Here is a 13,623-nt window from a genome sequence, read left to right on the forward strand (position 1 = left end):
GTAGTGCTACGGCAGCGTGTAGGCGATCACATAGTCGCCCGGCTTGGTACCGACCGAGCCATGCCCGCCGGCGACCATGACGACATATTGTTTGTTGTCATCAGTCGTATAAGTCATCGGCGTTGCCTGACCGCCGGCCGGAAGCCGAGCTTCCCAGAGTTGCCGGCCATTGGTCACGTCATAGGCGCGCAGGTAATTATCGACGGCTGCACCCAGGAAAGCGACGCCGCCCTTGGTCATCATTGGCCCGCCGATACCGGGTACGCCCACCTTGAAGGGCAGGGGCAGCGGCGTCATGTCATGCACCGTGCCGTTCTTGTGCATATAGGCGATACGGCCGGTGCGGAGATCCACGCCGGCGACGTAGCCCCATGGCGGTGCCTGGCAGGGGATCTGCAGCGGCCCGAGAAATGGTCCCATGAATACGCCGTAAGGTGCGCCGTCATTGCGGTTGAGACCCTGTTCGCTGCCCTTCTCGTCCTGCCCGCGTGGCGGAATATCGGCAGCCGGTACGAGGCGCGAGGTGAAGGCAAGATAGGTCGGCATGCCGAACATCACCTGCCGCTCGGGGTCGATCGCGACCGAACCCCAGTTGAACGTGCCGAAATTGCCGGGATAGACGATCGTTCCCTGCAGCGAGGGCGGCGTATAGCGGCCCTCATATTTATAGCGGTGGAAATCGATGCGGCAGACAAGCTGGTCGAATAGCGAAACACCCCACATGTCCTTTTCCTGCAGCGGCTCCGGGGAAAAGGTGAGATCCGAAATCGGCTGCGTCGGCGCTGTGTGATCCTCCGGGATCGCCCCGCCGGGCGCGGGAATTTCCTTGAAGGGAATGATCGGCTGGCCGGTCCGCCGGTCGAGCACGTAGATATCGCCCTGCTTGGTGGATGCCACCAGCGCCGGCACCGCCGTCCCGTCCTGTTTCGTCAGGTCAAGCAGCACCGGCTGCGCCGGCACGTCCATGTCCCAGAGATCGTGATGGACGAACTGCTGCACCCAGCGCAGCTGGCCCGTATTGATGTCGAGCGCCACGACGGAGGAGGAGAACTTTTCGACATTGGCGCTGCGGTTCATGCCGAGCTGGTCCGGCACCTGGTTGCCGAGCGGGATATAGACCATGCCGAGCTGGTCATCGACGCTGAAGACCGACCAGCTGTTCGGCGAATTCGTCGTGTAGTGCTGTCCCGCCGGCAATGGCGTCGTCTGGTCTGGATTGCCGGAGTCCCAGTTCCAGATCAGCGCGCCGCTGTTGATGTCATAGGCGCGGATGACGCCGGATTGTTCCCGTGTCGAATAATTGTCGTTGACCGCCCCGCCGATGATGATCTTGCCCGCGACGGCGACTGGCGGCGAGGTGGAATAGTAGTAGCCGGCAGGATTGTATTGCATGCCGGTTTCCAGATGGAGAACGCCCTGTTCGGCGAAGCTGGTGCAGACCTGCCCTTTGGTGGCATCGAGTGCGATGAGGCGCGCATCCGAAGTCGGCAGGTAGACGCGCTCCTTGCAGGGCTGGCCGGCAGGTGTCGCCTCATCGCTGTAATAGGTGACACCGCGGCAAGTCTGGTGCTGCCGGTCCGGGTTCATGCCGGAATTGGCGTCATATTTCCATTTCTGCTGGCCGGTCTTGGCATCCAGCGCGATCGCCCAATTGTGCGGCGTGCAGAGATAGAGCGTGTTGCCGACCTTCAGCGGCGTCACCTGATAGGTCGTTTCCCCGACATCATCAGGCCGCTTCACGTCCCCGGTCTGGTAGCGCCAGGCCTCCTTCAGGGTGGAGACATTCTGTACGGTGATCTGGTCCAGCGGCGAATAGCGCTGGCCGTAGGGCGTGCGGCCATATTGGTGCCATTCGCCGTCGGGCACATTGCCGCCGAAGGCGGGCGTTGTGGCAACCGTCTGTATCGGCAGATCGCCCGCGAGGTCATGCGGATCCGTCGTCATCGAATAGGCAGCGACGATGATGGCAGCGATAACAGGAATGGCGAGCGGCCAGGGATTGGCGCCGTAATAGATGCCGGTCGGGCTGCGAAAACCGAGCGGCCGGCGGATCCAGGGCGTCAACAGCCAGAGCCCGAAGAGAATGATGAGGCCGCCGCGCGGGCCGAGCTGCCACCAGTCGAACCCCACCTCCCAGATCGCCCAGACGAGCGCCACAACGACGAGCACCGCATAGACCCACAGCGCCACCGCCTTGCGCATGAGCAGCAGGCCTGCCGTCAGCAGGAACATCAGCCCGGCAAAAAGATAGAAGATGCTGCCACCGAGTGTGACGAGCCAGAGACCGCCGGCGCCTAGCGCCAGTCCGAAAATGATGAAAAGGATGGAGGTAATGACGATTGCCATACGGCAGTCTCCCGCTGGTTAGCCGGATCGGAGGATGGCGAAAAACATACGCCGATCAGGCAGATAGAGCGGAAGGCCTACCTTTCAACCGCCACAATTGGCAGCGGTTGAAACTGTCGCACTAGTTCGCTTTTGCAAGCTCGCGGTCGATTGCCGAGACGAGACGACTATCGTCAGCCGTCACGTCGGGGGCGAAACGGGCGACGACCTTGCCGTTGCGGCCGACGAGGAATTTCTCGAAGTTCCAGAGGATTTCGTTGTCGTCGCCGGCAAGGCCGGCGCCCTTCAGCCGTTCGCGCATCGGCCCTTCGCCGGTCGTTTCCACACCGGAATTCGTCAGGGTCTTGTAAAGCGGGTGCTTGTCCGGCCCCTTTACGGAAATCTTGGAAAACATCGGGAAGTCGACGCCGAAGGTGCTGGTGCAGAAATCGAGGATCTCCGCATCTGTGCCCGGCTCCTGGCCTTTGAAGTCGTTGGCCGGGAAACCGGCGATGACGAAGCCTCTCTCGCGCTTGTCGGCATAGAGCTTTTCAAGCCCTTCATACTGCACCGTCAGCCCGCATTTGGAGGCGACATTGACGATGAGCAGCACCTGGCCGCGATATTCGTTGAGCGTGGTCTCACGCCCTTGAACGGTCTTGACCGGGATATCGAGAAGGTCGGTCATCACTATCTCCAGTGAATATGGTTGTTGGTTGAAATCAGGTTCCGCAGAAGGTCTGGAGCACTCGCTCTTCGGGCTTCGGCGGGTCCATATAGGCCGCAAATGCCGGCTGCTCGTCATAGGGGTGCGAAAGCACTGCCAGCAGCGCCTCGAAAAGCGAAAAATCGCCATCTTCCACGGCCGCCTCGATCGCCTGCTCGACACGGTGATTGCGGGGAATGAATGCGGGGTTGACATGCCGCATGGCCGCGGCCCGCTCGGTTGGCGCCTGCGGATCGCGCAACAGGCGTTCGCGCCAGTGCGCCAGCCATTCGGCAGTGGCGGCCGGTTCGCGGAAGGTCGAAGCGAATTCGGTCTCTGCCTCGGGATCGTCCGCAAGTGCGGAAAGTCGCCGGAACGTCAGCGTAAAGTCCGCGCTCTGTGCCTGCATCAGTGCCAGCAGCGCCTGGATCAGCTCGAGATCGCCGTCTTCGGTCGAGATAAGCCCGATCTTGCCGCGCATGCCCTGCAGCCAATGGGCGTGGAAGCGCTCGCCATAGGCCTTGATAATGGCATTGGCTTGCTCGATCGCCTTGTCCTTGTCGGCATCGATCACCGGCAGCAGCGCTTCGCCGAGCCGCGCGAGGTTCCACTGTCCGATGCCCGGCTGATTGGCATAGGCGTAGCGCCCGTGCTGATCGATCGACGAGAAGACCTTCATCGGATCATAGGCATCCACGAAGGCACAGGGACCGAAATCGATCGTCTCGCCCGAGATCGTCATATTGTCGGTGTTCATCACCCCATGGATGAAGCCGACCTGCAGCCATCGGGCGATCAGTGCCGCCTGCCGCTCGCAGACCGCCTCATAGAGCGCGAGATAGGGATTTTCCGCTGTCTTCAGCTCGGGATAATGCCGTTCGATGACATGATCGGCGAGCGCCTTGATGCCATCCTCGTCACTGGTCGCGGCAAGATACTGGAAGGTGCCGACGCGGATATGGCTTGCCGCCACGCGGGTGAAGACCGCGCCCGGCAAGATCTCTTCACGCCGCACGCCTTCGCCGGTCAGCACCGCGGCAAGCGCCCTGGTGGCGGGAATGCCGAGCGCAAACATTGCCTCGCTGATGATATATTCGCGCAGGACCGGGCCGAGAGCCGCCCGCCCGTCACCGCGGCGAGAAAAGGGAGTCTGCCCCGCACCCTTGAGCTGGATATCGCGGCGCCGGCCATTGCGGTCGATCACCTCTCCGAGCAGGATCGCCCGCCCGTCACCGAGCAGCGGCACGAACTGGCCGAACTGGTGGCCGGCATAGGCCATCGCCAGCGGCGCGGCGCCATGGGGGACGAGGTTGCCGGAAAAGATCGCCGCGCCGTCACGCCTCAGGGCTTCGACGTCGAGTCTCAGTTCTTCCGCCAGCGGCTCGTTGAGCTTGATCAGCCAGGGTTCTGGAACCTGCGTCGGAACCTGTGTCGCAAAGAAGCGCTGCGGCAACCGCGCATAGCTGTTGTCGAATGAAAAGGCCGTGTCTGGCCGGTTTTTCTGCAGGGCGGAGGTCATGGCTAATAGGTAGGGCCGCAGGTGCGATCACGCAAGCCGATTTTGGCCGCAAACCACCTTCACGAAGGGCAATAAGGTGCAAGGAATGGTGATCTGCCTTTACCTCTCGGCAAGGCAGATTTGCCATAAAAGACATAGCGCCGCCATGATTGCAGGCGTATAGCAAAATCATCTCCTCTTGGCATTTTTGCCATGTCATCCCCGCAGCCCTGTCGCCCCGTGTGCTCCGCTGCGCCACTGCGAGTGATCCCTGACGATGTCGGATCAGATCTATCATGCGCCGATGGTTCGGCGCGCAGCACCCAATTTCCGGGTGATCGCGATGATTGTCGCGAGTGCCATGCTCATGGAAAACGTCGATGCAACCGTGCTGGCGACCGCGCTGCCGACAATGGCGCGCGATTTCGGCGTCGACGCACCGGCCATGTCGATTGCCCTGACCTCCTACCTGCTCAGTCTGGCGATCTTCATTCCCGCCAGCGGCCGCATGGCCGACAGTTTCGGTTCGCGCACCGTCTTCCGCTCGGCCATCGCCGTCTTCGTGGTCGGCTCCATCCTCTGTGCCTTCGCGCCCACCTTGCCGTTCCTCGTGCTCGCCCGCCTGCTGCAGGGCATCGGCGGCGCCATGATGATGCCCGTCGGTCGTCTGGTGCTGATGCGCAGCGTCGACCGCAAGGATATGGTCAGCGCCATGTCCTGGCTCCTGGTGCCGGCGCTGATCGGCCCGATCGTCGGCCCGCCGCTCGGCGGCTTCATCGTCACCTATCTCGACTGGCGCTGGATCTTCTACATCAACGTGCCGATCGGCATCATCGGCATGATCTTCGTCTCGATCTACATCGACGAGGTGAAGGGCAAGGCTGCCGGCCCCTTCGACACGATCGGCTTCATCCTGTCGGGCATCTCGCTCGGCTCGCTGCTCTTCGGTTTCGAACTGTCGAGCCATGAGGGGCGGGGCTCGCTCGCGATCTTCCTCATCGCGATCGGCCTGCTTTTCGGCATCGCTTATCTCCGCCATGCCCGCAAGCATCCGGCCCCGATCATGGATTTCTCGCTGATGAAGGTGCCGAGCTTCGGCACCTCTGTTATCGCCGGCTCGCTGACGCGCATTACCCAGGGCGCGCAGCCTTTCCTGCTGCCGCTGCTCTTTCAGATCGGCTTCGGTCTTTCGGCTGCCGCGGCGGGCCAGATCGTCATTTCCACCGCGCTTGGCGCGCTTTTCATGAAGCCGCTGGCGCGAGCCGTCTTCCGCCGCGTCGGCTTCCGCCGAAGCCTTGTTATCAACGGCATTCTCGGCACCATCGGCTACGGCCTCTGCGCCGCCTTCCGTCCGGATTGGCCGATGCCGCTGATCTTCATCGCGCTGGTGCTCAGCGCCTTCTTCATGTCGTTCCAGTTCACGGCCTACAATACCATCGCCTATGATGAAATCGGCCAGGACCGGATGAGTTCGGCCACGAGCTTCTACACGACCTTCCAGCAACTGATGCTGTCGCTCGGCATCTGCATCGGCGCGCTGGCGCTGCACGGCTCGATGGCCTTCAACGGCGTCGAAACGCCTGAGCTTGGGGATTTCTCCACGGCCTTCATCATCGTCGCCTTGATCTCGATCTGCGCCACGTTCTGGAACCTGCGCTTTTCGCCGACTGCCGGCGAGGAGATCAGCGGCTACAGGAGCAAACAGACGAAAGGCGCCGCAGCCGGAAGCTGAGGCGCCTTTCCTTCGTCAAAGGCCGACGGGTCCCCGCAATCGCCTGCGCCACAAAAGGCGCCACTTGCGTTGGTCCGCCTGAAGTCCGTAGGCCATGCGGCCGTCGAGGCCCTCGAAAGCTGCAAGATCCATATCCTGCAGAGCCACCTCAACGACTGTCTCCGTATCGGCTTGCGTCCTTCGCCCTGCGATCGCAAGCCACAAATCGCGCCAGCTGCGCTGGCGCATCATTGCCCCAACCATGCTTATCATCCTGCCCTCGCTCGCGCCCTTACGCCGCCTGGGGCAGGCATGCCTCGCAGATCGCTGCGACATGCCGGTGGTCGGTGCCGCAGCAGCCGCCGAGCACGCGTATCTGCGGCATGCGGCGAAGCAGGCTGCGATAGCGCCGGCCGAGATCATCAGGATCGCCGGCATCCAGCGTGTCGCTGTTATCGAGCTGCTCGTGGCTCATGGTCGAGGCATTGGCGCGGATACCCGCAATACGCTTCACCCAGGCGCTGCCGTGATCAAGCGCGGCTTCGAAATGCGTCGGGTGCGCGCAGTTGATCATGTAATAGGCCGCAGACCCGCCCGTCGCCGCGTCCGTTGTCTCGATCGCATCCTGAATGCTGCGGCCGGTCATCAGCCTGCCATCCGTCTCCAGCGTGAAGGAGATGGCGCAAGGCATGCCGAGCGCCTTGGCCGCACGCGCGATGCCGATCGCCTCGTCGACATTGGTCAGCGTGAAGGCGGCGACCATGTCCGCCTCAGTGCCGGCGAAAGTGCCGATCTGGAAGGCGTGGTAATCCTCCGCCTCGTCCGCACTCATTGTGCCCGCCTTGTAGCCGTCGCCACGCGGACCGATGGCGCCGCTGATGACGATGGGCTGTTCCGGCCGCTCGTAGGTGCTGCGCAAACCGATGAGCAGGTCGACCGCCTGCTGGTTTGCCGCCTGCAGGGCTTCGGTCGTGTAGCCGAGCTTCCGACCCCAGTCGGGATTGGCGCGCCATGTGGCGGTGTCGAGCACGAAGCCCGTGCCGTGCCTGCGGGCAATATCCAGATAGCGGCGATAGTAATTCTTCGTGCGCTCACGGCCGTCTTCGGAAGCCAGCAATACGAAGGAGGCGAAATGTGGAAGATCAATGCCTTCATGGAAGATCATCGTGGTTTCCATGCCGCCATCGCTAATGAAGATGCCGCCATTTATCTGCGGTAGCTCATGCCTGTACTTTGCCATTGTGATGCCTCTCCAATCGTGGCGCCTGAGATGACTGCCATCGATGGTGATGTTCTGACGCTTATTCGGCTGCCAAACTAAGCGACTTGCGGTATACTGCAGAGCGTTTCGAATTTTGCGGATTGAAATCAATCCCTTGCACGGGCCGCTGCTGCCGGGCGCGCAAGCAGGTCCGATCCTGTTGCACTGAAAACTGTACCGTGGGTACAGGAGGGGGCATATGCGAAAGGGCCAGGAAACACGGAATCGCATCCTTGATGTGGCGGAAGCAGCGGTCTTGCAGAAGGGCTTCGGCGGCACCTCCATCGAGGAACTGATCGTCGAAACCGGCATCACCAAAAGCGGGTTCTTCTACCACTTCAAGGACAAGAACGAGCTCGCAAAAGCGCTGCTCAACCGCTACATCGAAAACGACGAACGCATCTATGATGAGATCTTCAGCCGTGCGCGCGATCTGATGGACGATCCGCTGCAGTCCTTCCTGCTGGGCCTGAAACTGCTCTCCGAACTGCTGGCCGACCTGCCGAACGGCCATCCCGGCTGCCTCGTGGCGACCGTCTGCTATTACGAGCGGCTCTTCGACCGCGAGATCCAGGAGACCAACCGCAACGCCGTGCTCGCCTGGCGCCGCCGCTTCGGCCGCATGTTCCGTGAAATCATGGAGGTCTATACGCCGCGCGAGCCCGTCGATGTCGACCAGCTTGCCGACATGGTTTCCTCGGTGCTGGAAGGCGGCATCGTTCTCTCCAAGACGCTGAAGGAGCCGAACACGCTTTCCGAACAGGTGCTGATGCTGCGCACCTTCGTCAAGATGCTGTTCCTGCCGGCCATCGAGTCGCCCCTCGTAGCCGTCAGGCGCGACCGGATCTATGGCACAGCCGGCGACAGCGAGCAGCTGTAGGCAGGCGGTGCCATATCTCTCTCGGCAGGGAACCGATAGGTGCCTGCGCTGTTATGTTCGGCAGCGCAAACCGAAGGGAGAGCACGCAATGGACAACCCCGTCACCAACGATAAGACCTTCAACGATCCGCGTGGCAAATTTCCAAAGCCGCCCTTTCCGTCGCAGACTCAGCCCTTTCCGGGGCTGGCCCGCGACATGGAGCCGAGGCCTGACCATGGCGAGACGAGTTATCGGGGCAGTGGCCGTCTCAAGGGTCGCAAGGCGCTGATCACCGGCGGCGATTCGGGCATGGGTCGCGCCGCGGCAATTGCCTATGCCCGCGAAGGGGCCGATGTAGCAATCAGCTATCTTCCGGATGAGGAGCCCGATGCCCGGGAGGTGATCGAGCTGATTAAAAAGGAAGGGCGTATCGGCGTCGCACTTCCCGGCGATCTCAGGGATGAAGACTATTGCCGGAAGATCGTCGCCGAAGCCGTGCGTCAGCTCGGTGGACTTGATATTCTCGTCAACAATGCCGGACGCCAACAGCAGCGTCAGTCGCTTGCCGATATCTCCAGCGAAGATTTCGATGCAACGATGAAGACCAATATCTATGCGATGTTCTGGCTGACAAAAGCGGCTTTGCCTCACTTGCGCGAAGGATCGGCGATCATCCAGACGACGTCGGAACAGGCCTATGACCCCTCGGCCAATCTGGTCGACTACGCCATGACCAAGGCGGCGATGATGAATTTCACCAAATCGATGGCCAAGCAGCTGGGGCCGAAAGGCATCCGTGTGAACGGTGTCGCGCCCGGCCCGATCTGGACGCCACTGCAGGTGAGCGGCGGCCAGACGCAGGAAAAACTGGTCAAGTTCGGCGGCAATACGCCGCTCGGACGGCCCGGCCAGCCGGCCGAACTCGCCTCGATCTATGTGCAACTTGCCGCTGCCGATGCGAGCTATGCCACCGGTCAGATCTATGGTGCAGCAGGCGGCAGCGGGCAGCCTTAGTTGTTTTCCATCTCAGCCGCCATGTCGGCGAGCTTGCGCACGGTGTTGAGGTTGCGGGAGGTCCCGGGCTTCAGCGCCGGCAGCTTCAGCTTCGAGCGGCCGGAGCCGATGGGATAGTGCACATAGATCTCGCGCCCGGCAAGCTTCGCTTCTTCACCATCCGGTGCCACCATCTTGTCAAGCGCATCGGAGGCGGCTGCCTCCGGCAGGAAATAGACCAGCAGAAAATTGGGCTTGGCCTCGGGGAAGGGCGCCTTGGCGACGATGCCGTCGATCTCCTTGCGGCCGCGTACCATCACGCCCGGCCGCCTGCCCATCTTTTTCCCGAGAGCCGCGTCGAGCTTCTCCTCGACCGCCTTTTCGGCCTCATCCGAGCGAAACAGCACATTGCCGCTCTGGATGTATGTCCTCACATCGGCAAAGCCGAGCTCTTCACAGAGCGCCTTCAATTCGGTCATCGGCAGGGAGCCTGTGCCGCCCACATTCACGGCGCGAAGCAGGGCGATATAGACGGCCATTTCTCTCTCCCCTGATGATGTGGCGCGCACGCCGCGCGCCACATCCAATCCTCACATCTTGCCTGCCACCTTGATCGCAAACGCATATTCGAACGCGATCTCTTCCAATCGCTGGAAGCGGCCGGAGGCGCCGCCGTGGCCGGCGTCCATATTGGTCTTGAGCAGAATGGGCGCCACGCCTGTCGTCTTCTCACGCAGCTTCGCGACCCACTTGGCTGGCTCCCAATAGGTGACGCGCGGATCCGTCAGGCCGCCGAGCGCCAGGATCGGCGGATAGGGCTTAGCGCCGACATTGTCATAGGGCGAATACGCGGCGATCTGTTCGTATTCTTCGCGGCTTTCGATCGGGTTGCCCCATTCCGGCCATTCCGGCGGAGTGAGAGGCAGCGTGTCGTCGAGCATGGTGTTCAAGACGTCGACGAAGGGAACGGCGGCGATGATGCCGGCGAATTTCTCCGGCGCCATGTTGGCGACCGCACCCATCAGCATGCCGCCGGCCGATCCGCCCTCGGCGATAATGTTCGCGTAAGACGTGAACTTCTCCTGCTTCAGATAGTCAGCGGCAGCGATGAAGTCCTTGAATGTGTTGGTCTTCTTGTCCATCTTGCCGTCTTCGTACCAGGCAAAGCCCTTGTCCTTGCCGCCGCGGATATGGGCAATGGCATAGACGAAGCCGCGATCGGCGAGTGACAGGCAGTTGGTGTTGAAGCCGGCCGGAATGGTGATGCCATAGGCGCCGTATCCGTAAAGCAGGCAGGGTGCCGTGCCGTCGAGCGGTGTGTCTTTGCGATAGAGCAGGGTGACCGGCACCTTTTCGCCATCCCATGCCGGCGCGAAGACGCGGCGGGTGACATAGTCGTCAGGATCGTGGCCCGAGGGCACTTCTTGAGTCTTCAAGAGCGTGCGCTCGCGCGTGACCATGTTGTAGTCGTAGAGCTGCGAGGGCGTCGTCATCGAGGAATAGGAGAAGCGGATGACGTCGGTGTCATATTCCGCGGCACCCGAAAGGCCGAGCGAATAGGCTTCCTCGTCGAAGGCGATCGCATGTTCCTCGCCGGTGCGGCGATCACGGATCATGATCTGCGGCAGGCCGTCCTTGCGCTCCAGCCACAGCAGGTGGCGGGCATAGGCCATATGGCTGATGATGAGCGTGCCCGGCTTGTGCGGCACGACCTCGCGCCAGTTTTCCTTGCCCGGCTTGTCAACCGGCGTTTCCATGATCTTGAAATCCTTGGCGCCGCCGTCGTTGGTGAGGATGTAGAAGACGTCACCGCCTTCCGTCAGCGAATATTCGATGCCTTCCTCGCGCACGGCGACCAGCTTCGGCTCGGCCGTCAGATCCTTGGTCGAGAGCAGTCGATATTCGCTGGTCTCGTGGTCGTGGATGTCGATATAGATGAAGTCGTCGAGCAGCGAACCACCGACGCCCATGAAGAAGCCGGCATCCTCTTCCTCGTAAACCAGGCGGTCTTCGCTCTGCGGCGTGCCGATGACATGGTGGAAAACCTTCGACGGGCGGTGGTTCTCGTCGAGCGCCGAATAGAAGAAGCTCTTCCCATCGGGCGCCCAAACCCCGCCGCCACCGGTATTCTCGATCACGTCGGACAGGTCTTCGAGGGTCGAAAGATCGCGAACCCTCAGCGTGAAGAATTCCGAACCCTTGTCGTCATAGCCCCAGATGCCGCGGCTGTGGTCGGTGCAATGGTCGAGTCCGGCAAGGCGAAAATAAGCCTTGCCGGCGGCTTCCTTGTCGCCGTCGAGCAGGATGGCGCGGATCGTCTCGTCCTTCACGTCGCCATCGCGCGGGATGCGGAAATAGCGCGGCTGCTCGCCGCCTGTCACGTAGGACGTGCCATAGGCATAGGCTCCGTCCTTCGTCGGCACGGAGCTGTCGTCTTCCTTGATGCGTCCGCGCATCTCGGCAAACAGCGTCTTCTGCAGCGGCTTGGTGTCTTCCATCGCCGCGTTCATGTAGCCGTTTTCAGCTTCCAGATGGGCACGGATATCCGGGTCGAGGATGGAGGGATCCTTGAACATGGCCTGCCAGTTGTCGGCCCGTAGCCAGGCATAATCGTCGGTGCGCGTTATGCCGTGCCGCGTATCGGATATGGGTCTTTTTTCAGCGGCGGGCGGGGTCGGCAGGTTCTTGAAAGCGGTCAAGGAAAGCTCCGTAAAGGGCGGTATCGGTGGGCAAGAGATAGAGGTGCTGCAGGTCAGGATCAAGCGTCAGCCGGTGAACCTTATTGAGACAAAATGGCCGGCACGATGCCTTGATGTCACCACATTGTTTAAGAATGTCCGCTAGCTCTACGCGAAACTTACACTCGCGTCAGGCCACGGCAGGCTGCCGCAGGCGGTATGAAGAATGCATGACAGTAAAGGTTTCTCCGCAATGCCGAAACATCTGGTCCTGTTTATGTCGTTTGCTGGCCTTGCCGCCTCGTCCGCCCTTGCAGTCGATCGCGCCATCAAGAAGCAGCTCGAAAAACTGGATCCGGCCACTCGCCTCGAGCAGAGCTGCGATACCGAAGCCATGAGCCGCATCAACAAGGACGGCACAGGTTTTCGGCCGGACAAGGTCATCGCCTACACATTCAAGGACCCGATCCCGAGCGACGACCGGCTCGAAGCGCCGGGCGCCGTCTTCCGCAGCAAGGGTGATTGGTACCATCTGTCCTACACCTGCATCACCGGGCCGCAGCACATCAATGTGCGCGACCTGAAGTACAAGATCGGGGACAAGGTGCCGAAGGATAAGTGGACCAAATATTACCTCTACGATTGAGCTTTTGCCCTTTCGTACTTCTGTGACAGGCACAGGAATGCGCGTAGATTGAGACGCCAGCCGGGCTTCGCCGGGCGGCATCAGGCCACATGGCCCGCTTTAAGTCTTTGCTTTAATATCAATTGAAATATCAACCGAATCTGATTGTTCATGAACCATCTTCTTCTTGGCTCTGCACTGCTGCTTGCCGCCTCGTCGGCATTTGCCGCGGAAGTTCCGCCCGCCGTGCCTGCCCATCCGCCCGCGGCCGCGGGTCTCAAACTGGTCGAGCCGCATCTGCACATCGCTCGCTCGAACATCGCAGGCCATGCCCGCGTCGCGCTGACCTTTGACGCCTGCATGGGCGATGCCGATGAGCGTATTCTCTCGACGCTCGTCGATGAGCGCATCCCCGCGACGATCTTCGTCACCGCCCGCTGGCTGAAGCGCAATCCGAAGGCCGTTGCCGTCTTCCTTCGGAATCCCGATCTCTTCGAGCTGGAAAACCACGGCGAAAAGCACATTCCGGCGATCGACAAGCCGGTGCTTGTCTATGGCATCCCATCCGCCGGTTCGCCCGATGCCGTCAGGCAGGAAGTCGAAGGCGGTGCTGCCGCCATGCTCGCTTCGGGCATTCCGGCGCCCCACTGGTTCCGCGGTTCGACCGCCAAATATGATCTCTCTGCCATCGGCCAGATCCGCGCCATGGGTTATCGCATCGCCGGCTATTCCGTGAATGGCGACGGCGGCTCGCTGCTCGGCGCTGCAGTGACGGAAAAGCGAATTTCCTCGGCTAGGGATGGCGACGTCGTCATCTCCCACATCAACCAGCCGACCCATGCGGCAGGCGAGGGTGTCGCCAGGGCGCTCGTCGACCTCAAGGCCAAGGGTACGGAGTTCGTCCGCCTGCAGGATGTCGCCGATACCGGCGACGACAAGACGACGGAGTAGGGCTGAAGCTTACCT

General features: G+C 61.5%; 12 protein-coding genes. 5 read left to right on the top strand and 7 right to left on the bottom strand.

Going from position 1 to position 13,623, the window contains the following annotated elements; translation table 11 throughout:
* Positions 1-6 precede the first annotated feature (6 nt).
* The 3 genes from KQ933_RS03345 to KQ933_RS03355 form a co-directional block, all read right to left on the bottom strand.
* Entirely contained in the window at positions 7-2,346 is a 2,340-nt protein-coding gene (locus KQ933_RS03345; RefSeq protein WP_216757385.1) for a glucose/quinate/shikimate family membrane-bound PQQ-dependent dehydrogenase, read from the bottom strand.
* 121 nt (positions 2,347-2,467) lie between these two features.
* Entirely contained in the window at positions 2,468-3,013 is a 546-nt protein-coding gene (locus KQ933_RS03350) for a glutathione peroxidase (RefSeq protein ID WP_216757386.1), read from the bottom strand.
* Between the two features lie 34 nt (positions 3,014-3,047).
* On the bottom strand, positions 3,048-4,550 hold the full coding sequence (locus KQ933_RS03355; RefSeq protein WP_216757387.1) for a YdiU family protein: 1,503 nt from the start codon (positions 4,548-4,550) through the stop codon (positions 3,048-3,050).
* Positions 4,551-4,806: 256 nt separating this feature from the next.
* On the opposite strand from KQ933_RS03355, the gene KQ933_RS03360 reads away from it, so the two are divergent.
* Positions 4,807-6,261, top strand: coding sequence for an MDR family MFS transporter (locus KQ933_RS03360; protein WP_216757388.1), 1,455 nt, complete (start codon positions 4,807-4,809; stop codon positions 6,259-6,261).
* Positions 6,262-6,276: 15 nt separating this feature from the next.
* Here KQ933_RS03360 and KQ933_RS03365 read toward each other — a convergent pair whose 3' ends face one another.
* On the bottom strand, positions 6,277-6,504 hold the full coding sequence (locus KQ933_RS03365) for a hypothetical protein (protein ID WP_253958267.1): 228 nt from the start codon (positions 6,502-6,504) through the stop codon (positions 6,277-6,279).
* A 28-nt stretch (positions 6,505-6,532) separates the two neighbouring features.
* Complete coding sequence (locus tag KQ933_RS03370; RefSeq protein WP_216757389.1) at positions 6,533-7,480, bottom strand: homocysteine S-methyltransferase family protein; 948 nt, start codon at positions 7,478-7,480, stop codon at positions 6,533-6,535.
* Positions 7,481-7,700: 220 nt separating this feature from the next.
* On the opposite strand from KQ933_RS03370, the gene KQ933_RS03375 reads away from it, so the two are divergent.
* A complete protein-coding gene (locus KQ933_RS03375) occupies positions 7,701-8,381 on the top strand; it encodes a TetR/AcrR family transcriptional regulator (RefSeq protein ID WP_216757390.1) in 681 nt (226 codons plus the stop codon).
* An 88-nt stretch (positions 8,382-8,469) separates the two neighbouring features.
* The gene (locus tag KQ933_RS03380) at positions 8,470-9,375 is read left to right on the top strand and encodes an SDR family oxidoreductase (RefSeq protein WP_216757391.1); all 906 of its coding nucleotides are present in this window, start codon (positions 8,470-8,472) and stop codon (positions 9,373-9,375) included.
* Here the strand turns inward: KQ933_RS03380 and KQ933_RS03385 are convergent.
* Positions 9,372-9,893 (bottom strand): DUF1697 domain-containing protein, encoded by a 522-nt coding sequence (locus KQ933_RS03385; protein ID WP_216757392.1) that lies wholly within the window; start codon positions 9,891-9,893, stop codon positions 9,372-9,374. The genes KQ933_RS03380 and KQ933_RS03385 overlap by 4 nt on opposite strands.
* A gap of 51 nt (positions 9,894-9,944) precedes the next feature.
* Positions 9,945-12,053, bottom strand: coding sequence for a S9 family peptidase (locus KQ933_RS03390; RefSeq protein WP_216757393.1), 2,109 nt, complete (start codon positions 12,051-12,053; stop codon positions 9,945-9,947).
* A 232-nt stretch (positions 12,054-12,285) separates the two neighbouring features.
* On the opposite strand from KQ933_RS03390, the gene KQ933_RS03395 reads away from it, so the two are divergent.
* Complete coding sequence (locus tag KQ933_RS03395) at positions 12,286-12,678, top strand: DUF930 domain-containing protein (RefSeq protein WP_216758818.1); 393 nt, start codon at positions 12,286-12,288, stop codon at positions 12,676-12,678.
* A gap of 150 nt (positions 12,679-12,828) precedes the next feature.
* Positions 12,829-13,608, top strand: coding sequence for a polysaccharide deacetylase family protein (locus KQ933_RS03400; RefSeq protein ID WP_216757394.1), 780 nt, complete (start codon positions 12,829-12,831; stop codon positions 13,606-13,608).
* Positions 13,609-13,623 lie beyond the last annotated feature (15 nt).

Origin of the sequence: Rhizobium sp. WYJ-E13 (genome assembly GCF_018987265.1) — a bacterium.
GTDB lineage: Bacteria > Pseudomonadota > Alphaproteobacteria > Rhizobiales > Rhizobiaceae > Rhizobium.